Annotated in this window: 16 protein-coding genes; 6 read left to right on the top strand and 10 right to left on the bottom strand. The window is 73.0% G+C overall.

All coding sequences use genetic code 11. The features are described 5' to 3' along the window. Positions 1–196: 196 nt before the first annotated feature. From ACZ7OU_RS30580 to ACZ7OU_RS30570, 3 genes are all read right to left on the bottom strand, one after another. Positions 197–1,336, bottom strand: coding sequence for a DICT sensory domain-containing protein (locus tag ACZ7OU_RS30580; RefSeq protein ID WP_470243893.1), 1,140 nt, complete (start codon positions 1,334–1,336; stop codon positions 197–199). Positions 1,337–1,432: 96 nt separating this feature from the next. After that, the gene (locus ACZ7OU_RS30575; RefSeq protein WP_470257857.1) at positions 1,433–2,929 is read right to left on the bottom strand and encodes a cryptochrome/photolyase family protein; all 1,497 of its coding nucleotides are present in this window, start codon (positions 2,927–2,929) and stop codon (positions 1,433–1,435) included. Between the two features lie 88 nt (positions 2,930–3,017). After that, positions 3,018–3,464, bottom strand: a complete 447-nt coding sequence (locus ACZ7OU_RS30570; RefSeq protein WP_470243891.1) for a MarR family winged helix-turn-helix transcriptional regulator — start codon at positions 3,462–3,464, stop codon at positions 3,018–3,020. Between the two features lie 54 nt (positions 3,465–3,518). Here ACZ7OU_RS30570 and ACZ7OU_RS30565 point away from each other — a divergent pair, with 54 nt between their 5' ends. Next, positions 3,519–3,980: a nitroreductase family deazaflavin-dependent oxidoreductase gene (locus ACZ7OU_RS30565; protein WP_470257856.1), complete on the top strand. Its 462-nt coding sequence runs from the start codon at positions 3,519–3,521 to the stop codon at positions 3,978–3,980. Next, positions 3,977–5,173, top strand: a complete 1,197-nt coding sequence (locus ACZ7OU_RS30560) for an FAD-dependent oxidoreductase (protein WP_470257855.1) — start codon at positions 3,977–3,979, stop codon at positions 5,171–5,173. Before ACZ7OU_RS30565 ends, ACZ7OU_RS30560 begins: the two co-directional genes overlap by 4 nt. Here the strand turns inward: ACZ7OU_RS30560 and ACZ7OU_RS30555 are convergent. Continuing rightward, the gene (locus ACZ7OU_RS30555) at positions 5,143–5,604 is read right to left on the bottom strand and encodes an SRPBCC family protein (RefSeq protein ID WP_470257854.1); all 462 of its coding nucleotides are present in this window, start codon (positions 5,602–5,604) and stop codon (positions 5,143–5,145) included. The two genes, ACZ7OU_RS30560 and ACZ7OU_RS30555, sit on opposite strands and share 31 nt — an antisense overlap. An 82-nt stretch (positions 5,605–5,686) precedes the next feature. On the opposite strand from ACZ7OU_RS30555, the gene ACZ7OU_RS30550 reads away from it, so the two are divergent. Further along, entirely contained in the window at positions 5,687–6,124 is a 438-nt protein-coding gene (locus tag ACZ7OU_RS30550) for a DUF4383 domain-containing protein (RefSeq protein ID WP_470257853.1), read from the top strand. On the opposite strand, the gene ACZ7OU_RS30545 is transcribed toward ACZ7OU_RS30550, so the two are convergent. Then, positions 6,075–7,325 carry a glycosyltransferase 87 family protein gene (locus ACZ7OU_RS30545; RefSeq protein WP_470257852.1) on the bottom strand — a complete coding sequence of 417 codons (1,251 nt, stop codon included), beginning with the start codon at positions 7,323–7,325 and terminating at the stop codon, positions 6,075–6,077. The genes ACZ7OU_RS30550 and ACZ7OU_RS30545 overlap by 50 nt on opposite strands. 96 nt (positions 7,326–7,421) lie before the next feature. On the opposite strand from ACZ7OU_RS30545, the gene ACZ7OU_RS30540 reads away from it, so the two are divergent. From ACZ7OU_RS30540 to ACZ7OU_RS30530, 3 genes are all read left to right on the top strand, one after another. Further along, positions 7,422–7,649: a hypothetical protein gene (locus ACZ7OU_RS30540; protein WP_470243885.1), complete on the top strand. Its 228-nt coding sequence runs from the start codon at positions 7,422–7,424 to the stop codon at positions 7,647–7,649. A gap of 69 nt (positions 7,650–7,718) precedes the next feature. Then, complete coding sequence (locus ACZ7OU_RS30535; protein WP_470257851.1) at positions 7,719–8,846, top strand: acyltransferase family protein; 1,128 nt, start codon at positions 7,719–7,721, stop codon at positions 8,844–8,846. Positions 8,847–8,866: 20 nt separating this feature from the next. Further along, complete coding sequence (locus tag ACZ7OU_RS30530) at positions 8,867–10,066, top strand: cysteine desulfurase-like protein (protein ID WP_470257850.1); 1,200 nt, start codon at positions 8,867–8,869, stop codon at positions 10,064–10,066. Between the two features lie 63 nt (positions 10,067–10,129). Here the strand turns inward: ACZ7OU_RS30530 and fusA are convergent, their stop codons facing one another. From fusA to ACZ7OU_RS30505, 5 genes are all read right to left on the bottom strand, one after another. Further along, a complete protein-coding gene (gene fusA, locus ACZ7OU_RS30525; RefSeq protein WP_470257849.1) occupies positions 10,130–12,070 on the bottom strand; it encodes an elongation factor G in 1,941 nt (646 codons plus the stop codon). A gap of 279 nt (positions 12,071–12,349) precedes the next feature. Next, on the bottom strand, positions 12,350–13,789 hold the full coding sequence (locus tag ACZ7OU_RS30520) for a M4 family metallopeptidase (protein ID WP_470257848.1): 1,440 nt from the start codon (positions 13,787–13,789) through the stop codon (positions 12,350–12,352). Positions 13,790–14,093: 304 nt separating this feature from the next. After that, positions 14,094–15,734 carry a PucR family transcriptional regulator gene (locus ACZ7OU_RS30515; RefSeq protein WP_470257847.1) on the bottom strand — a complete coding sequence of 547 codons (1,641 nt, stop codon included), beginning with the start codon at positions 15,732–15,734 and terminating at the stop codon, positions 14,094–14,096. A 52-nt stretch (positions 15,735–15,786) separates the two neighbouring features. Next, entirely contained in the window at positions 15,787–17,559 is a 1,773-nt protein-coding gene (locus tag ACZ7OU_RS30510) for a hypothetical protein (protein ID WP_470257846.1), read from the bottom strand. A 356-nt stretch (positions 17,560–17,915) separates the two neighbouring features. After that, complete coding sequence (locus tag ACZ7OU_RS30505) at positions 17,916–21,524, bottom strand: discoidin domain-containing protein (protein WP_470257845.1); 3,609 nt, start codon at positions 21,522–21,524, stop codon at positions 17,916–17,918. Between the last annotated feature and the right edge of the window lie 100 nt (positions 21,525–21,624).

Genomic DNA, 21,624 nt, shown 5'->3' with positions numbered 1-21,624 from the left:
GCGGCCATGATCGCAGACCCGGCTTCGATCGCTCGCCGTACGCCCAGGCGGCCGCGAGGGCGTTCGGCCTGATCGGGCTGGCGTGGCTGGTACGCACCCGGGTGCTCGGCGTGGTCAGCGGACTCTTCGCGCGCGGGTGTCGGCGATCGAGCGTGGACCGTCGCCGGCCGTATAGGTCGTTATACGGAGTACGAGGTCACCGGAACCAGGTGCCCGCTCCCGAGCGCATCGCCAGGCCCTGCGGCTCCGGCGGGATCGGCAACGACCCCTGGCTCGGCGGCCACAGCGTCATCGCCGGGACCTCCCTCAGCTGAGCCCGGAGCTTCGGCAGCGGCAGCGGACGCCGGCGGGTCAGCAACGTCGTCGTCCGCGGGTGCAGGTCCACGAACGGGTACGTCGCGTGCAGCGCCGCCAGCCTGCGCTCCAGGTTCCGGCTGCGGGACGTCAGCTCCGCCGCCGGCACCGCCGGCTGGATCACCAGGAACTCCCCCGGCCCGAGCCGCACCGCGCGGTCGAGCGGGCGCAGTCCCCCGCGCAGCAGGTCGGCGATGTTCTGCTCCGTGTGCATCCGGACGCGGGTGCCGTGGCGCCGCTCGACCGCGGCGAGATCGTCGACCGCGACCAGCACCAGCCCGAGCGGCACCGTGTCGGTCGCGTCGCCGAGCCACCGGGTCAGGCCCGCCAGGGTTTCGAGCCCCGTGTTCGGGTCGACGGCCGGGCCGGGGACCGCCGGCGCCGACGCGCGGGCCTCGTCCAGCCGGGACGCCACGTGCCGCAGGGCCGCCTCCGCCCGGCTCTCGACGTCGACCGCCGCCGGTGCCTCCACCGACTCCAGGACCTCGCCGACCCGCCGCCGCACGGCCGGGGGCAGCCGGTCGCCCATCGCGTCGCGGAGCCGGACGACCTCCGCGTACGCCTCGTCGCGGCGCAGCCCCCAGCGGCCGCGGAACAGCCGCGCCCGCTCGACCGACGTCGCCTGCGGGTCGACCTCGTCCAGGTCCTGCGCGACGACCGAGGCCCCGAACGTCGGCGACAGCACGGCGACCGACCACTCCCGCGCCATCGGCTCGTCGGGCCGCAGCAGCACCGGCGTGACGCCGTGCGGGAGGTCGGGCCGGCCGGAGTCGACCATCCCGACGACCGTGACCGCCGCCTTCCGCGCGATCCGCGCGTACATGTCGCGTTCGCGTTCGAAGTACGGCAACCGCTGGAACAGCGCGAACACGACGGTGTCGGCACCCGTCCCGTCGGCGAGCGCGGCGCGTTCGACCGCGTGCGACGCGGTCACCAAAGCGCGTTTGGACAGCACGCCAGCGCGCTGGTCTGCGTCGGGCACGGAGGATCGCCTTCGCCGGGGAAAGGGAGGCAATCACCGTAAAAGAGCGGAGCCCGCCCGGCTAGTTACACAATAGTGTGAACAACTGGCTTGAAATCAGAAGTGGCGACGGTCAGCCTCCCGGGCGACAACCTCGTCACGGTCCGCGAGCTTTTCCAGGCCCCGCAACGGCTGCCGCATCCGGTGGTTGTCCCGCAGCCGGCCCGCGTTGCGGTCGAGGAACGCCCAATAACCGGCCGTGAACGGGCACGCGTCCGGCCCGGTCCGCTTTTTCGGGTCGAAAACACAACCGGGGCAGTGATCACTCATCCGGCTGATGTAGGCCCCGCCGGCGGCGTACGGCTTCGTCCCGACGATGCCGCCGTCGGCGTACTGGCTCATGCCGATCACGTTCGCCGGCATCACCCACGGGAACCCGTCGACGAAGGCGGTGGCGAACCAGCGGTTCAGCTCGGCCGGGTCGTACCCGCGCTGCAGCGCGTGGTTGCCGAGCACCATCAGGCGCTCGATGTGGTGGGCGTAGCCGCGGTCGCGCACGCCGGTGAGCGCGGTGCGCAGGCAGGCGGCCTCGACGGCGTCCGCGTCCAGCGAACGCCACCACTCCGGCAGCTCGCGGTGCGCCTGCAAAGCGTTGCGCCGCAAGTAATCCGGTCCTTGGTGCCAGTACAGGTGCCACACCCACTCGCGCCAGCCCAGCACCTGCCGGACGAACCCTTCGACGCTGCTCAACGGCGCGTCACCGGCCCGGTAGCGCTCTTCGGCCCGCCGCACGACGTCGAGCGGGTCGAGCAGGCCGAGGTTGAGCGGCACCGAGAGCAGCGCGTGCGCCATCGCCCAGTCGTGGGTGAGCATCGCGTCCTGGTTCGGGCCGAAGACGGGCAAGCGGTGCTCGAGGAACCGGCGCAGGGCGCGGCCCGCCTCGTCGTGCCCGACGGCGAACCGGCGCGGGCCGTCGACGCCGACCGGCCGGATCTTCCCGGCGCGTTCGGCTTCGTCGAGCTCCGCCCGGACGCGGTCGTCGATCTCGTTCTCCCGCGGGTGCCAGGGCGCGGGCACGTCGAGCCGGGTGGTCTTCGGCGGCGGCTGGCGGTTGTCGTGGTCGTAGTTCCAGTGCCCGCCCTCGGGCCCGCCGTCCGGTTCGAGCAGCACGCCGAACCGGCGGCGCTGGTCGCGGTAGAAGTCCTCCATGACGAACCGCCCGCGCCCGTCGGCCCAGGACTTGAAGTCCTCTTTGGACAGCACGAAGCCGGGCGTCGGCAGGATCTCCGTGACGACGCCTTCGTCGCGCAGCCGCCGGACGAAGGCGTCGGCCGCGTGCGACGTCGGCTCGTGCACGACCACCGGCCGCCCGAAGCGGCGCAGGCCGGTGCGGTAGTCCGGGGCGTCGAGCAGGGTGACGCGGTCGCCGAGGTCGGCGGCGAGCCGGTACAGCGCGGCCTGGACCAGGTGCAGCTTCTGCCGGTGGAACGGCTTGGCGGCGAACGCCGCGGCCGACCGGATCAGCAGCACGTCGCGACCGCGGTGTTCGGGGGTGCTGTGGAAGTGCGGCCCGAGCTGGTCGGCGAACAGCCAGAGCGCGGGCTCGTCTCGCATGGCCGGAACGCTAACCCGGCCCGGGCGGCTCCGCTCGCTCAATCTCGGCGCGGCCTCGCCGTCTACCACCGGCGCGCCGTCTGAGGGGCTACGGCGACTCGTCCGCGTACGCTCGCAACACTTCCGTGGTGTCGCCGAGGAACTTCGCCACCACCTCGGCCTCGCCGGGCGCCAGCTCCGCCGTCAGCCGGGTCACCGCGTCGACCAGCGGGGCCAGCGCCGCCCGGACCTCGGTGCGGGCGGCGTCCGCGATGACCAGCGTGATCCGCCGTCCGTCGCTGGGGTGGCGGTCGCGGCGGACGTGGCCCGCGGCCTCCAGGCGGTCGACCAGGACGGTCGCCGACGCGGAGCGGATCTTCAGGGCGTGCGCCAGGTCGACCGTGCCCATCGGGGTGCCCGCGGCCAGGTGCTGCAGGGCCTGCACGTCGGTCGCGCCGAGGCCCAGCCGGCGGGCCAGGGACAGCTGGACGTCGTGGGCGAGCGCCAGCAGGTCCCGCAGGGCGAGGTTCACCCGGAACGCGACGCTGTCTTCCACCTGGTCATTCTATGGTAGCTAGACAATCTAGCGAGTTTTGCTACCGTGAACCGGGTGGACGTCCGAGCGATGAACGCCGAAATGACCGCCAAGCTGATCGACGCGCCCGGCGAGGCGCCGCCCGAGGGCGGGTACGCGCTGCGCGTCGTCGAGACCCGCGGGCGCAGCACCGGCGAGCCGCGGCGGGTGCCGCTGGCCGTCGTCGCACGGGACGGCGGGCGCTACCTCGTCTCGCCCGTGCGCGACCGCGACTGGGTCGCGAACCTCCTGGACGCGCCGGAGTGCGCGCTGCTCGCGGCCGGCGAACGGCAGGACTGCCGCGCCGACACCGTCGACGGCGAGGAAGCCGCCGGAGTCGTCGCGACGTACCTGGCCGCGATGTCGGTGCCGTGGGCGGTCAAGGCCTTCCCGGTCCCGCAGGACGCGAGTGTCGCCCAGATCCTCGAGCACGTGCCCGGGATGGCGGTGTTCCGATTGTCCACAGTGGACACTGGGACCCCCTCGGACACAGTGTGAGCGTCGCGATCGCCGGCGGCGGCCCCGGCGGGCTGCTGCTCGGCTACCTGCTCGCCCGCGCCGGGATCGAGGTCACGGTGCTCGAAGCGCGCTCCGACTTCGACCGCGACTTCCGCGGCGACTCGCTGCACCCCTACACCCTCGAGCTCCTCGACCGGCTCGGCCTGGCCGGCGACCTCCTGGAGCTCGACCACTTCAAGGCGCGGTCGTTCCGCTTCCACACCCCGTCGGGCGTCTACAGCTGCGCCGACTACGACCGGCTGGACACGCCGTTCGGCTACGTCGCGCTGATGCCGCAGGTGCGGTTCCTCGACTTCCTCGCCGAGCGCGCGGCCGAGCTGCCGGCGTTCACGCTCCGGACGAACGCCAAGGTGACCGGCCTGCTCGAAGCGGACGGCGAGGTGACCGGCGTCCGGTACCGCGGCGGCGAGCTCGCGACGTCCCTGGTCGTCGGCGCCGACGGGCGGTTCTCCACCGTGCGGCGGCTCGCGGGCCTCGACGCGCGGCCGCTCGGCGCCACCACCGACCTGCTCTGGTTCCGGCTGCCCCGCTCCCCCGGCGACCCGCCCGACGCCGACCTCGACCTCTACTTCGGGCGCGACGCCTACGTCGGCGTCCTCGGCGGCGTCCGCGACTGGCAGGTGGGCTACAGCATCGAAAAGGGCGCCTACCCGGCGCTGTGCGAAGGCGGTGTCGAGCCGATCCGCGCGTTCCTGCGCGAGCGCGTGCCGTGGCTGGCCGACCGCGCCCCCCTGCTCACCGACTTCTCGCAGACCACGCTGCTGTCGGTGGACATCTCCCGCGTCGAGCGCTGGCACCGCCCGGGCCTGCTCCTGCTCGGCGACGCGGCGCACGTCATCTCCCCGACCGGCGGCAACGGGATCCTCATGGCGGTCCAGGACGCCGTCGCGGCGGCGAACCGCCTGATCCCGGCGTTGCGCGCCGGCGAGGCCGGGCCGGACGTCCTCGCCCGCGTCCAGGCCGACCGCATCCGCGCGATCGAACGCGTCCAGGCCGACCAGGTGCGGGTCGAGAAGCGGGCCGCCGCCGCGCGGGCACGCGGCCGCGGCACCGCACCCCCGGCGCTGCTCAGGCTCCTGTTCGCCGTTCCCGCGCTCCGGACCCGTGGCGCGCGGAGCAACGCCTACGGGCCGTTCCCGCCTCAGCTCGACGAGTCCCTCTTGGCGTCGTAGGAGGTCCAGCCGCCCTGGCCCTCGGCGGCTTCGACGTCGGCGTCGGCCGATGCCGCGTGGGTCATCGCGGCCACCGTGCGTTCGAGGCCCTGCTGGACCTCGCCACCGCCGGCCTGGCGGACGCTGTGCAGCGTCACGGTGATCTCCGACGACGCCGGGCCGTCCTCGGCGATCCGCAGCTCGCCGTGGTAGTCGTCGGGACCTTCCGCGCCCCACGACAGCGAGCGGTTCGCCGCGTCGGTGTGCAGCCACGCCTCGCCGGCGACCCGCTTGCCGTGGACCTCGGCCTCGACGTGCACGCTGTCCCCGCCCTTCGGCTCGGCGACCTTCATCTCCGGGAAGTACCGCGGCAGGTTCTCGGGGTGGCTCAGGAAGGCGAACAGCTCGTCGGCGTTGACGTCGGCGGTCGCGGTGTGGCGGTACTCGGTCATCGTTTCGCTCCTCGGTCCGATTTCTGCCCGGTTACCCCTCAACCGGTGCATTAAAAGAGCTCGCGCGGGGAATCCGGGAAGCATGACGACCACCGAGCCCGAGGCCCGGGCGCCGAAGCCGGGCCCCGCTCCCGTGCAGGGCATGGGCATGCTGATCGGCCTGTTGTTCCTGGTGCTGGGCGCGCTCGAGCTGATTCCGGGGGTCACGGTCGGCGAAGGGTCCGCGCGGACCCTGTTCGGGGTCTTCGCGGTGTCGGGGGCGTGGACGCTGGTGCACCTGCTGACCGGCGCCGCCGCGGTGTTCTGCACCCGCTCCTCGCGGGCGGCCGCCCGGTTCCTCGTCATCGCCGGGGCTTGTTACGCCGTGGTCGGCCTCGCCGGGCTGCTGCCCTTGCCCCAGGCGGTGATGGACGCGCTGCCGCTGAACACCGGCGGGATCTGCCTGGCGCTGGCGTTCGGCACGGCGATGCTCATCCTCGGAGCGGGCTGGCTGTGGCGCCGGCCGGAACGACGCCGCTGAGGTCGTCCGCCGCCCGCGGGAACCGGACGAGCGCCGCGGTGACCAGCACCGCGAGTCCGAAGAGGACATAGCCGTTGCCGGTCAGCTGCTGGAGGAACGTCCAGTCGCGCTCCACCTCGCCGCCGCGCGGCCACCACCACTGCGGACCGGTGACGAACAGCACCGCGCCCACCCCGGCCACCGCGGCGAACCCGCGTCGCCGGGTGCGGCGCGCCAGCTCGGCCCAGCCGAGCAGCACGACCACGATCCAGACCCAGTGGTGCGTCCACGAGATCGGCGAGACGAGCAGCCCGCCGACGGCGTTCACGCCGAGCGCGACGGTCTTCTCCCCCGCCGCCAGCGCGCGCCGCACCCCCAGCGCGGTCAGCACGAGCACGACGGCGACCAGCGGCAGCCACCACGCGGTCCGCGCGTCCGCCGGCACCCCGGTCCGGGCGAGCAGCCCCAGCAGCGACTGGTCGCCGGCGTAGGTCGGCTCGCCGACGCGGCCGGTGTCCCAGAGCGCGCTGGTCCAGTACCGCACCGAGTCCGCCCCGGCGAGCAGGAACCCCAGCGCCGTCGCGGCGAGGAACGTGACGACGCCGGTCACGGCCGCGCGGGTGTCCCGGCGGAGCAGGAAGTACAGCAGGAAGATCGCCGGGGTCAGCTTGATCGCGGCGGCGAGGCCGATCAGCAGGCCACGCGGCCACCGCGGCGTGTCGACCAGGACGTCCAGCACGACGAGGGCGAGCAGCAGCAGGTCGAGCTGGCCCGCGTACACCGTGCGCAGGACCGGCTCGAGCACCTCGGCGGCCAGCAGCAGCGCCCCGACGCGACGCCAGTCGCTGCGCGCCCCCAGCGCCCGCAGCACCGTGACCAGCACCACCGCGAGCAGCCCGAGCGTGCCCACGGTGACCACGAGGCAGGCGGCCCAGTACGGCAGCACCGCCAGCGGGGCCAGCACGATCGCCGCGAACGGCGGGTAGGTGAACAGCAGGAGCTGGCCGTCGCCGGTGGGCGGCAGCGTGCCGTACAGCGCGTCGCCGTGCAGCAGCGCCGCCGAGCCGAGCCGGTAGACGTCCAGGTCGACGCGGTAGGCGGGGAACCGCAGCCTGCCGTCGTTGTACGACACGAGCAGCACCACCAGCACGAGCACCTGGGCGCCCAGCAGCACGTACGCGTTCCCCAGCTTGGCCCGCACCTGTCGTCCCCCTCGGATCATCTTCCGCATTCTGTCGTGTCCACCCGGGAGCGCCATCCGGGAATCCCCCGGACTCCCTTCCGGAAATCCGCTTGCCCGCCGTGCCAGCCTGGGCGGATGGGGACACCGACCGGCTTCACCTACCGCATCGACGAACACGGCACCGTGACGATCACGCACCACGGCCGTCCGGCCGGGACGCTGCGCGGGTCCGCCGCCGCGCGCTTCCTGGCCGCGGCCGACCGCGGTGACGACCAGCAGCTGCTGATGGCCCGCGCGACCGGCAACTACAAGCACGGCAACGAGCGGCAGGCCCGCGACCACGCCCGCAACCGCGGCCGCTGACCTGAGGCGCAGCCGCATTTCCGCCGTTCGGGTCAGGTGCGGGAGCCGGATGGGCTAACATCGCGATCCGTGCCGATCCCGTCAAAAATTCACGCCAATCCCAACATCGGCTTCGCGTGGCTGAGGATGATCGGCGCGATCACCGTCATCGTCGACCACAGCATGCCGCTGCTGCACCCGCAGCGGCTGACGGTCTTCCCCGCGTCCTGGCACATGTCGCCGGGCTACATCGCGCTGATGGCGTTCTTCGCGATGAGCGGCTACCAGATCCAGGACAGCTGGGCGCGCGACCCGTCGTGGTGGCGGTTCTCCGCGCGGCGCCTGCTGCGGATCATGCCGCCGCTGCTCGTCGTGGTGCTGGTGACCGTGTTCGTCATCGGCCCGCTGGTGACGACGGCGTCCGACTACTGGACGAACCTGCAGACGTGGCGCTACCTGGTCGGCACGACCGTGCTGTTCTACCTGCAGCACCTGCTGCCCGGCGTGTTCACCGACAACCCGTACCCGTGGTCGGTGAACGGCGCGATCTGGACGCTGCCGATGGAGCTGCTGGGCTACGGCCTGGTCCTCGTCGCCGGCCTGGTCGTGCTGGCCGGCGCGGGGCGCTGGGTCGTCGTCCTCGCCCTCGGCGGCATGGTCTACGCCGACAGCGTGTTGCAGGCGACGTTCGAGCAGCACAGCACGGGCGGCTCGCTGCTGCTCGTCCCGCTCGGGTCGACGGTGTCGTTCCTGGTGCCGTTCGTGCTCGGGATGGTGCTGCACGCCTACCGGGACAAGATCCCGCTCCGGCCGTGGGTGGCGGTGGTGCTGTTCGCCGCCTACCTGGCGCTGAGCCAGACCCCGGCCGGCCGGTACCTGCTGGCGGTCAGCGCGTCCTACGGCGCGATCACGCTCGCGATGCACTGGCCCAAGCGGCTGGAGGCGGGCGGGCCGCACGTCTACGGGAGCTACGGCACCTACATCTGGGGCTTCCCGATCCAGCAGCTGCTCATCCTCGCCGGCGTGCGGCAGGTGTGGCTGCTGATGCTGCTGGCCGTGCCGGCCTCCTACGTCGTCGGCCGGCTGTCCTGGGAGTACGTCGAGAAGCCGACGCAACGGCTGCGGCGTCACCTGAAGACCCCGGCTCCGGTCCGGCGGCCGGTGGCCGCACCGCCGCAGTTACCCGTCACGGCGGCCACCCCCGTCCGGAGAGCCTGAACTCCTGGCACGCTGGCGTCATGAGCTACGACGTGCAGACGATCCGCAAGCACTTCCCCGCCCTCGCGGCCGCGCACTTCGACGGGCCGGGCGGCTCGCAGGTGCCCGACGTCGTCGGGGAGGCGGTGGCCGGGACGCTGTGCTCCGGGATCTCCAACCGCGGCGTCGTCACGGCCGCCGAATGCCGGGCGAGCACGGTGGTCGCCGAGGCGCGCCGGGCCGTCGCCGACCTGCTCGCGGCGGACCCGGCCGGGGTCGTGTTCGGGCGCAGCATGACACAGCTGACCTACGACTTCTCCCGCACGCTCGCGAAGACCTGGGGCCCGGGCGACGAGGTCGTCGTCACCCGCCTCGACCACGACGCGAACATCCGGCCGTGGGTCCAGGCCGCGGCGGCCGCGGGCGCGACCGTGCGCTGGGCGGACTTCGACCCCGAGACCGGGTTGCTGCCGCCGTCCGCCGTCACCGAGCTGCTGTCCTCGCGGACGCGGCTGGTGGCGGTCACGGCGGCGTCGAACCTCCTCGGCACCCGGCCGGACATCCCGGCGATCGCGGCGGCGGTGCACGACGCGGGCGCGCTGCTGTACGTGGACGGCGTCCACCTGACCCCGCACGCGCCGGTCGACGTCACGGCACTGGGAGCCGACTTCTACGCCTGCTCGCCGTACAAGTTCCTCGGCCCGCACCTCGGCCTGGTCGTGGCGGCACCCGCGCTGCTGGAGACGCTGCACCCGGACAAGCTGCTGCCGTCGACGGACGCGGTCCCGGAGCGGTTCGAGCTGGGGACATTGCCGTACGAGCTCCTGGCCGGCACGACCGCGGCGATCGACTTCCTGGCGACGCTCGTCCCGGGTGACGGTTTCCGCCGCGCGCGTCTCGTCGCTTCGCTGACGGCGCTTTCCGAGCACGAAGACGCGCTGCTCGCCCGGCTCGACGCGGGGCTCGCGGAGATCCCCGGGGTGACCCGGTACGGCGACCCCTCGCGGCACCGGACGCCGACGGTGCTGTTCTCGGTCGGCGGGGTCGCGTCGCAGGCGGTGTACGAGCACCTCGGGACGCAGGGGGTCAACGCGCCGGCGGGGAGCTTCTACGCGATCGAGTGCTCGCGCCACCTCGGCCTCGGCGACACGGGCGCGGTCCGGGCGGGCATCGCGCCGTACACCACGGAAGCCGACGTCGACGCGCTCCTCGCCGCCGTGAAGTCCCTCCCCCGGAACTAGGTCTGCCGCGGCGGGTCGTGAGTGAGAAACAGGGTTAGAACACTGTTTCTCACTCACGACCGCTTACGGCACCGGGGCGTAACCGGCGGGCCTGGCGGTGAACGTGCCGCGGCCCTGGGTGCGGCCGCGCAGGCGGGTCGCGTAGCCGAACAGCTCCGCCACCGGGACCGTCGCCGTCACCGACGCCGTGCCGCCGCGGACCTCCGAGCCGGCCACCCGGCCGCGTCGCGCCGCCAGGTCACCGAGCACGCCGCCGACCGCGTCGGCCGGAACCGACACCGTCACCTCGGCGACCGGCTCGAGCAGCCGCAGCACCGACGAGCGCAACGCCTCCCGCAGGCCGAGCCGTCCCGCCGTCCGGAACGCCAGGTCGGACGAGTCCTTCGGGTGCGTCGCCCCGTCGGTCAGCACCACCCGCAGGCCTGTCACCGGGTGCCCGCCGAGCGGTCCGTCGGCCAGCGCGTCCCGGCAGCCGGCCTCGACCGCGCGGACGTACTCGCGCGGCACCCGGCCGCCCACGATCGCCGAGGCGAACTCGAACCCCTCGGCCGCCGGCGCGACGTCGAGGACCACGTGGGCGAACTGGCCCGCCCCGCCGTCCTGCTTGACGTGCCGGTAGAGCAGCCCGGACACCCCGCGGACCACGGTCTCGCGGTGGGCCACCGAAGGCCGGCCGACCGCGACGTCGAGCCCGCGGTCGCGCCGCAGCTTCTCCACCGCCACCTCCAGGTGCAGCTCACCGAGGCCGGACAGCACCGTCTGCCCGGTCTCCGGATCGACCCGAACGACCAGCGACGGGTCCTCCTCGGCCAGCCGCGCCAACGCCGACGTCAGCCGCTCGCCGTCGCCCGCCCGGCGGGCCTCGACGGCCACCGAGACCACCGGGTCCGCCGTCGGCGGCGGCTCCAGCAGCACCGGGGCGTCCGGCGCGCAGAGCGTGGCGCCGACGCGCGTCGCCTTCGGCCCGGCCACCGCCACGATGTCCCCGGCCACCGCACTGTCCACTTGCGCCTGACGGTCGGCCTGCACGCGCAGGACGCGCGCGATCCGCTCGGTGCGTCCCGAGTCCCTTACCTGGTCTCCTTTCCGCAGCGTTCCCGAGTACACCCGCAGGTAGGTCAGCCGTCCCGTGGCCGTCGCGACGACCTTGAACACCAGCGCGGCCAGCGGCGCCGCCGGGTCGGCGGGCCGGTCGGCGCGCACCGGCGGGACGTCCGCCGGCGACGGCAGGTAGGCCACGACGGCGTCGAGCAGCGGCTCGATCCCGCGGTCGCGGTAGGCCGCGCCGCACAGCACGACGAGCCCGTCGCCGCTGAGCGTCAGCTCCCGCAGGGCCTTCTCCAGCGTCTCCGCCGAGACGGTCCCGGCGGCGCAGAACTCGTCCAGTGCCAGCGGGTGCAGCTCGGCGACGGCCTCCTCCAGCACGCGACGACGTCGTCGCGCCTCGGCCGAAGCGTCCGCCGGCAGGCGCAGCAGGTCGACGACGCCGGTTAAGCCGTCCTCGCGCCCGATCGGCAGCTGCACGACCAGCGGCGCCGGGTGCAGCCGCGCCCGGATCGACTCGACGGCCGCGTCGAGATCGGCGCCCGCGCGGTCCATCTTGTTGACGAAGGCGATGCGCGGCACGCCGTGGCGATCGGCCTGGCGCCAGACGGTTTCGCTCTGCGGCTCGACGCCCGCGACGGCGTCGAACACGGCGACCGCGCCGTCGAGCACCCGTAGCGACCGCTCGACCTCGGCGGTGAAGTCGACGTGGCCGGGCGTGTCGATGAGGGTGAGCCGGTGGCCCCGCCACGCACAGGTGACGGCCGCGGCGAAGATGGTGATGCCGCGGTCGCGTTCCTGCGGGTCGAAGTCGGTGACGGTGGTGCCGTCGTGGACTTCGCCGGTTTTGTGGGTGGCTCCGGTCAGGTGGAGGATCCGTTCGGTGACGGTGGTCTTGCCCGCGTCGACGTGGGCGAGGATGCCCAGGTTGCGGACGGTGGTCAGGTCGTGGGTGCGCATGGCGCGGTCCTTTGTGGACGATCCGGTCAAGGCAGCGCAATTCGCCGCGACGAAACGCGTCACGGGAGCGGTGTCAGCCGCGCGGCGGACACCGGAAGCGCGAAGACACGAGGATCACCTCGGACCGAGGACGGAGAGCGACGGCGATGCGCACGGCCGGCTCCCCTCGATCTTGGACTGGCGCACAGCATAACGTCGGTTTCCCGGGCCGCCAACCGGTTTACGCGACGCCGAAGGCCGCCCCGGTTTCCCGGAGCGGCCTTCGACGTGCGGGTTGGATCAGCTCGGGTCCTGGTCCAGCTGCGTGGCCTTCACCGCGTTGGCGACCTGGGTGCAGTCGTCGGTGGTGATGCCCGCGGTGCCCGCCTTGGCGAGCGCCGCGCACGAGGAGTTGAGGGCCTCGCCGACGTCCTTGAACGTCGCGCTCTGGGTGAGCGTGTTCTCGACGCCCCACCAGACCTGGACGGACTTCTCGAGGCCGATCCCGCGCACGGTCTGGTTGTTGAACGTGTCGCCGTCGGTGATCAGGTAGTCGGCCTTGTTGACGACGCCGTCGTTGATGTGCTCGTCCGGGTTGTTCGTCTGCCAGCCCGGGCCGTTGACCATGTCCGGCTGCGGGGACAGCGACGAACGCGGGTCCTTCATGTTGCGGATCGCGCCGAGCGACGAGCCCGCGCCGAGCAGCCAGCGGTTGTCGCCGGTGTCGTTGGGGTCGTTCGAGGTGATGCCGATGAACTTGCCGAAGACGTCCGACAGGCCTTCGTTGATCGAGTCGGCCTGGCCGCCGCTCAGCCCGGACGTGTGCTGGGTGACGCCGTGGGTGAGTTCGTGGCCGGTGATGTCGTCGGTGGTGACGCCCTCGCCGAAGGCCATCTGCTCGCCGTCCCAGAAGGCGTTCGCGAACGGGCACTCGCCGTCGACGCAGATCCGGACGGTGCCGCGCAGCGCCTTGCCGGTGCCGTCGGAGTAGTCGGCGCCGATGAGGCTCGAGAGGTCGACGTTGACGTACTTCTGATAGAAGTCCGAGGCCTGGCCGAAGAACGTGTAGACGTTGTTGACGTCGGCGACGCTCGACTCCGCGCCGCCTTCCTTGCGGGTGACGTCGAAGGCGGTGCCGCAGCGGACGGATGCGGTGCTGCCGCTGACGACCTTGTGGTCGGCGTCGCAGACGTCGCGGTTGGCCTCGCGGACCTCCGACCAGGACGTCAGGACGTCCGCCGTGCCGGCCTTGACGACCTCGGTCCACTTGTCGTTCAGCTTCTTGCCGTGCACGGTGACCTGGTAGGTCGGCACCGCGACGCCGTCGCCCTTCGCGCCGCCGAGGGTGGCGTCGTACCAGTACGCGCGGGGCGCGTCGGCCGTCAGCGTGTTCGCGGCGAGGCCGGTGCGCTTCGCGACGTCCGCGATGGCGGCGTCGGCGGCACCCGTCGCGGCGGCCGGGAACGCGCCCGCCGTCTTCTTCGTGGTGCGGCCGTGGGTCGCGAGGACCGCGCCGGCCTTGTCGCGGACCTGGATCAGCTGGCCGCCGAACACGGGCACGCCGCCGATCTCCTGCTGCGACCGCACGACGCTGCCGAACGGCATCGCGAGGGAGTTCAGCGCGTGCATCGACGGCTGCGCGATGGTCGCGTAGGCCGGCGAGCCGGTCGTGAGCAGCGACACCGCGACGACGGCCGCGCTCACCGCCGCCGCCCCTGCGATGACCCGTTTGCGTGACACCCGGTACACCTCCGTGGAAGTTTGATCACCTGACGTGAAGTCCGTGCAGGTTCACATGCCCCGAAGGGGTCGCACACCGGTCGAAAGTAGGTAACTGACCATGTGCAGGCCAGAAGTCGGTAGTTAATCACCGACATTTCGGACGCCGGGCCTTCCGCGTGACCGAAGGGGCATCACGCGTGTCCGGGCAGGCATCACGCGTGATTGAGCGGGCATCGCGCTGATGCCCCCCGGATCACGTGTGATGCCCGTGGGATCACGCGTGTGTCCTGTCGGATCACATGTGATGCCCGTTGGCGCACGGTCAGGAGGCGGGCGGGGCCACCACCCGGAGCTGGAGCATCGCCGCGAACCGGGCTTCCGGGTCCGTCATGTCGAAGCCGCCGACGTCGGCGAGGCGGCGGAGGCGGTACCGGAACGTGTTGGGGTGTACGTGGACCGCGGCCGAGGCGGCGATGACGTCGCCGAAGGCGTCGAGCCAGGCCCGCAGCGTCTCGACCAGGTGGGCGTGGTGCTGCTCGTCGTAGTCCAGCAGGCGCGCGACCGGGCCGGTCGGGCGGTCGCCGCGGGCGGCGACCAGGTCCTGGAGCTCCAGTAGCAACGCCTCGACGTGGACGTCGGCCAGGGACGCGACCCGGCGCCCCGGGCCGCTGCCCGAGCGCAGCACCCGCAACGCCCGGTCGGCGCTGTCGCGGGCTTCCGGCAGCTCGGCCGCGCTGCGCGCCACCGGCCCGATCCCGACCACCGCGCGGACGCGGTCGCCCACCCGGTCCAGGAAGTCCTTCGCGATGCGCAGGGCGCGGCGTTCGCCGTCGGCGTCGCGGGTCACCGGCACCAGCCCGTACGCGGTGTCCCCCACCAGCGCCGCCGCGCAGCGCGGGTGGACCGCGCTCAGGTGCATCGCCAGTCCGTCGGCCAGGCGCTGCCGCTCCGTGGCGATTTCGGCGTCTTCGGCACCGTGCTCGAGCACCGCCAGCGCCAGCACGACGACCGGCTGGTCCGCCAGCCCCAGCCGGCTCAGTGCCTCCCGCGCCGCGGCCCCGCCTTCGAGCGCCGTGCTCACCAGGTCCGCGCGCAGCCGGCGTTCGACGTCGGCGCCCGCCCGGACGCGCAGCAGGTGCAGCGCCACCAGGCGGGCGGCGTCGCAGAGGGCCTGCGTGCGGTCGGGCGTCAGCGGCTCGCGCACCGCGGCCCAGATCGAGCCGAGGATCTCGTCGCCGGCCCGTACCGCGACGGCCACGCGCGGGATCTTGAAGCCGTCGGGGCTTTCCGGTGGCCGGTCGACGTACACCGGCTGGTCGCTGCGGTAGAGCTCGCGGAACACGCCGCGGTCGGCCAGCATCCGGGAGAACCGCTCGGGCACCTGCCGGCCGAGGATGGTCTCGACGCGCGACGGGTCGGCTTCGTCCTGGTGTCCCGAAAACGCGAGCACGCGCGAACGGCGGTCCTCGATGGTGACCGGGGCGTCGATGAGGGCCCCGATCGCGTTGGCCACGGCGAACAGGTCACCCGACGGCAGCCCGGCCAGGGTCTCGGGTTCGGCGTCGCCGACGTCGCCCTCGGCCAGCAGCGACCGCAGCATCGCGGCGAGCTGGGCCCAGGACGCGCCGCGGGCCAGGCTCAGCAGCGCGACGCCGGTCTCCTCGACGGCGGCGGTGATCGCCGCGGTGACCGTGACGGGCGCGCGCAGCACGAGTCCGGCCGCGTCGTGGCGGGCCAGGGTCCTCAGCTGGCGCACCACTTCGTCGGGTTCGGCGAGGCCGACGCCCAGCATCAGGGCGTGCTGGGGCAGGGCGGGCTCGTCGAGGGGGTCGTGGATGGCGACGCCACCGATGCCACCGGGGCGGTCGGCGTCCCCGAGGACGAGGTCCAGGAGGGTGCCGCCCAGGTCGTCGAGGACGCGGCCGAGGCTGGCGTGCGGGCGCAGGTTCACCGAAACGAGCACCTCCCGAAGCTAGGCGCGACACCGTCAGCCTAGTTCGTCTTCGGGTACGAATTCAGCTTTGGATTCTGTCGTCGGCGACGAACTCCTCCCACCAGGGGATGATCCGGAAGGAAGCGTCGCCGAGCCCGCGGAAGAACCCGCGCCGCGAGCCGACGGCGAACTCCGGCTCGTGTTCGTGCCCGCTGTGCCGCCGGGTCTCCCAGACGTAGAGCGGGACCCCGGCGGGGACGCCCGGCTCCTCGATGAACTGCTCGGTGACGAGGACGACGCGATCGTGCCCGGCGGGGACGGCGGGCGCGCCGCGGAGGTCGGTGGAGTGCCAGCGGATCAGGGCGTGCAGCGGTGATTCGTCGGGATCGAGCGGGAAGCACCCACCGCCGAGGACAGCGAGGTCGGCGGCCTCGCACCGCTGAGCGAGGGCGAGCCCGAAGACGATCCGGGTATCGCTGCGCGGTTCGACGAGGACGAGGGTGCGCCCGGGCAGGCGCGGAACGGCACCGAGGCTGTGCCGGGCTCCGGCGGCCAGGGCGGGTTCCCACCGCCGGCTGTCGACGGCGCCCCAGGCCGCGGCGAACCGCAGCGGCCCCAGCCCGGAAGCGCGGACCTCGGCAGGGTCGGAGATCCGTGCGGCGACGGCCATGGCGATTTCGAACCCGATCCCGGCGGCGTCCAACCGGCGCAGGTGGGCGAGCAGCGTGGCGAGGGGCAGGTGCGGGATGAGCGGTTCGAGGCGGGCGAGACTGTCCGGCGCGGCCACCAGGTCGGGGATGGGGAGGGTGGCGAGGAGGGTTTGGGCGTGGTTTTCGGTCCCGGCTCGGCGGAGTCGGGCGAGTAGCCGGCCGGGAGGTGGGTGGCCGGTGTCGTGCCGCAGTGCGGCGATGAGGTGCATCGGCCCGGCGAGTGACGCAGGGTGGGCGGGTACTGCAGAGTCCGCAAGCACCGGAGGGTGGGCAAGCACCGCAGGATCGGCAATCGCCGCAGAGTCCGGAAGCGCCGCAGGATCAGCAAGCACCACAGGGTCCGCAAGCACCGCTCGATCGGCAACCACCGCAGGATTCGCAAGCACCGCAGCGTCCGCAGGCACCGCCGGATCCACAACCACCGCAGACTCGGCGAGCACCGCAGGATCGGCAAGCACCGCGGAGTCGGCCAGCACCGCTGCGTCGGCGAGCGCCGAAGCGGCGGCCGCCGCTTCGGCAGCAGCCCTCTGGCCCGGCGAAGCCGCATCGGCAGCCGGGCGCTCGCGCTCGGCCAGGGCCACATCCATCGGTCGCGCCGCGACCGCCGCACCGGCGCCTCCCACGGCCGGCACCGCAACCCCCGCGCCCCGCAAGTCCCCCGCGCCGAGGGTCTGCGGCTCCAGCCCGGCCCAACTCCGCACCAGCGGCAACGTCGCCGGGACCGTACGGACCTTCCCATGCCGCCGCGCCAGCGCATACCGAAACAAATCACCCTGCACACCATCGCGAGCACGCGGGTGGACCACCCTGATCACCTCACCGAACCGGACGGGCCGAGGTGTACCGATCCCTCCATGCCGAGGCAGGTCGCGGCGGACGAAGCCCAGCTCGAAGTGGTGACCTCCGTCGTCGTACGCCAGCAGTGACGGCTCGTCGTACAAGCGCGTCACCGCGTCCGCCACCCCTCGCTTCACCGGCTTCGGCAACGACGGCCCGTACGCTTCCGCCCAGTACGCCAGCAGGTGCCCCGGGTCGTCGGCGCGGCGCAGCACCGACGTGATCACCTGCCGCGACACCCCGTGCTCGCCCCGCTCCAGCCTTCCCGCCACGAACGCCGCCGCGCCGACCAGTGCCGGGTAGCGCATCGGGGTCGCGACGCGCAGCCAGTGCAGGAACCCGGGCGCCCACAACGGATCCGCCACCCGCATCAGCGAGACGTACCGCTCCCGCTCCCGCTGTGGCCACGCGAAGAACGCGTCCTGGTACGCCGCCCTCGCCAGTACCGTCCGGTACAGCTCTTCGATGACCGCCCCTCCCCCGCGTCGGGCCCGCGAGCGAGGAGAACCGAGACCCGGATCGGCTCCGGGCTGGTCGTCGGCGGAGGGTGAGGGGAACGCGCGGCACCCCTCCACTCGCTCCGGATCGCGACCCACAGCCACGCACCGGAACTCCTCGCTCGCGGACCCCGCGAGCCTAGCGGCGGGGTCCGACAAAAACGCGGCTAGATCAGCTTCGCCGCCACGTTGTACGCCTCCACCTGCAGCCGGGCGCCCGGCACGCGCCGCCGGGGCTCGACGCGGATCGCGCGGCTCTCCCCCGGCAGCAGCCAGAAGTAGTTGTCGCCGTAGCGGGTCGGCAGGACGCGGTCGGTGCCGTTGCGCTCGCGCAGCGAGAGCCGGATCATCGCCGCGACCGTCTTGCCGTCGTTGCGGATCGTCGCCGTGTACGCGTCGCCGTCCGCCTTCAGTGACGACGTCAGCCGCGCGCCCGGGAGCTGGTTGAGCGCGCGCATGGCCGTGTCGCCGCGGTAGCGCCAGTACGTGTTCTCCGACAGCACCGCCCCACGCGCGTCGGTCAGGGTCAGGCGCAGCAGGTGCAGGTCCGGGTGGGCCGCGTCGAACGGCACCGTGAACGCCGTCGCGCCGACGTTCGCCGCGACGTCCAGCTTCTGCTGCGCCGGAGCACCGAGCGAGGCACCGTCCAAAGAGAACAGCCGCGCGGTGACCGTCGCCCCGCTCAACGCCGACGGCGTGTGGTTGACGACCCGGACCTGCCACGTCGTCAGGTCGGCCTGCACGTGCCGGGCCTCGCAGCCCTTGCGCGCGCCGTAGTAACTGCCGTTGACGTCGAGGTCGTAGTCGTAGGTCTGCCACACCGTGCTGTGCCACGCCGGGTGCGACATCCACAGCAGCACGCCGGTCGCGTCGGCCCACAATCTCGTGTTCCACGCCTCGAAGATCGCGCGCATGCTCTCGTAGTTGACGAACTGCGCCTTGCGGCAGAACTCCGCCAGGCTCGTCGACGGCGCGAGCCGCGCGTCGATCGCGGCCAGGTAGCTCTGCGGCGACTGGTTGCCGCCCGTCGACCAGTCGTGCAGGAACCACGGCGCGCCGATCGGCCAGCCCGGGTCGTCCTTCCCGACGAGGTTGCGCATGCTCTCGACGACCGACACGGTCGGCAGCCCGATCTCGCTCCAGAACCCGTACTTGCCGCCGGTCGCCTCGCCCGTGAAGTAGCGCTTCGGGTCCTGCCAGTAGTACGGCCCGTCGCCGGTGATCACGCCGCCCGCCGAGTTGCCCTGGTAGAGCAGGTCGGTGTTCTCGTGGACGATGTCGCGCAACGCGTTGTCGATCACCGGCGGCGGCGTGCCCTCGTTGCAGCCGAACCAGACCGTCGCGCACGCGTGGTGGCGGTAGCGCAGCACGGTGTCCTTCGCCTGCGCGAGGAAGATGTCGTGGTTGGCCGGGTCGGTCGACCAGCCGTCCCAGAACTCGTTCCACAGCAGGATGCCGTACTTGTCGCAGGCGTCGAACAGCTCCTGCCGGTACGACGAGCCGACCCAGTTGCGGATCAGGGTGAAGTTCATGTCGCGGTGCATCGCGACGACGGCGTCGGTCCGCTCGGGCGTCATCCGCCGCAGCAGCTCGTCCCAGCCCCAGCTGCCGCCGCGGGCGAAGATCTTGACGCCGTTGACGAGGAAGGTCAGCGGCTTCGGGCTGTTGTCCACCGACGCGGCGTCGGTCCAGGTGTCACCGTCCGGCGAGACCTGGATCTTGAACGTCGCCGCGTAGGCGGTCTCCCAGGTCAGGACGACCCGGTCGAACGCGGTCGCGGCGCCGAGGTCGACCTGCAGCCACTGGTTGTCTTCGTAGGCGGACGTCCAGCGGGTGTTCGGGTCGCCGTCGAAGGCCCGCTCGGGCGGGTTGCCGTCGGCGACCGACTGCGACGTCGCGGTCTTGCCCCGCGCCAGGTCCGTGTCCGGCGCCTTGCTGTCGACCACGGACATCGTCCAGAGCGAGAAGCCCCAGCCCGTGGCGCGCCTCAGGCCCTGCATCCGGACGAACCGGGCGTTCTGCGGCGCGAGGTCGACGGACTGGGTGGCCCGGCCGTCGGCGATGACGATCGGCAGGTCGTACTGGTAGCCGATTTCGCGCAGGCCGATCTTCGTCGTCCGGCGGTCGCTGGTGGACGCGCCGATCGCCGCGGTGAGCGTCAGGTCGTAGAGGTTCGGGTCGCCGTAACCGTTGGGCCACCACAGCTTCGGGTTCTTGACCTGCTGCGCCGGGAACGCGACGTCGGTGGTCTGCCCGGCCGGGACGGTGACCGTGGCCGACACGTTCACCGGGCCGAAGGCGGCCGTGACCTTGACGCGCTGGGCCGTCGACGCGGCGTTGCGCACCGGCACGGTCAGCGTCACGACGGCGGTGGCGGCGTCGGGCACCTTCGTGTCGACGCGGATGTCGCCGAGGACGGCGGCGCCGGTCGAGCGCAGGCGCACGTGGTCCCAGATGCCGGACGCGCGGTCGCGGACCGCGGGCATCCAGTCCCAGCCGGACACCGCGAGGTAGGTCGGCGAGTTGTCGAACATCGTGCTGCCGGCGTCGACCCACGAGCTGCCGTTCGAGCCCTTGTCGCTGGGGCTGCCGGGCCGCGGCATCGGCGAGATCTTCACGGCGAGCGCCTGGTCGCCGGTGCGGCGCAGGGCCGCCGTGACGTCGTAGGCGCCGCGGCCGAACGGGTGGCTCTGGGTGCCGATTTCGGCGCCGTTGAGCCAGATCTGAGCTTCGTGGTTGACGCCGTCGAACTCGAGCCAGACGTGCCGGCCCGCCGAGGTGTCCAGGCCGCGCGGGAGCGAGAAGCGACGGCGGTACCACCAGGCGTGGCGCGACAGCGCTTCCGGGACGTGGAGCTGGTTCATGCCGGAGACCGGATCGGGCAGCTGGCCCTGTTCGACCAGCGACGCGAGGACCGTGCCGGGGACGGTCGCCGGGAGCCAGCCGCGGGTGTCGACCGTCGCCCCGGACAGCGCCTGGCCGTCGCCGGCCGGCGCCCAGTCGTCCATGGTGAGGACCCAGCCGGACTCGAGCGGCACGGTGCCGTCGGCCGCGACGGCGAGCGCGGGCGGGTCGTCGTGCGGGCGGACCGGGAAGCTGGTCCAGCCGTGCACCGCCGGGCGGTTCTGCGGGCCGGTGCCGAACACCTGGAAGCCGTTGAGGCCCAGCGGGTTGGTCGTCGAGCGGCTCGACGCGGTGAACCGGACCCAGCGCGCGGTGACGGCGGTGAGCGGGATCGTCACGACGCCGCCGGTGCCGGCGTCGGTGTGGTGGACGGTGCGCCAGGCCCTGCCGTCGCCCGAGACGTCGAGGTCGAACGCCGTCGCGTAGCTGGACTGGATTTCGAAACCGCTGGTGTGGCTGCGGGACGCGGCGCCGTCGAAGGCCGGGTCGCCGGGCCGCGCCTCGAAGGTCAGCACGACCGAGTCGATCCGGCACGATCCCTGCAGGTCGACGACGATCCACTGGCCGTCGCCCGCCGTGGCGCGCCAGCCGGAGCCCTTGACGCCGACCTGGGCGAGGCCGTCGACGGCGAACTCGGCCGGGGTGGCGGCGTAGTCGGTCGAGGACACCTGCACCGGCCGGAACAGGGCCAGGTCGGTCTTCTGCGCCTGGGCCTCGGCGGCGGCGGGCGCCGCGGACGCGACGCCGGGCAGGACGGCCGCGAGGCCGAACCCGGCCAGCAGGCCGGTCCCGGCGGCCAGGACGTGCCGCCGGGAAACGGCGGCCACCTCCGCGGGCTCGACATCCGCGGTGATGCCGTACTCCTCCGCCATGCGGACTCCGATCTGAGAGCGGCGGCCGGACCTGGCGGGGTGGCGCCGCGAGCGGGGATGACAACGTTGCCAGGAAGCTTCCGCCGAGCGCGCCGGAAGC

The organism is Amycolatopsis sp. NPDC114505 (assembly GCF_055633615.1).
The sequence above is the reverse complement of the archived record's forward strand: the minus strand, read 5'-3'. Positions and strand labels throughout refer to the sequence as shown.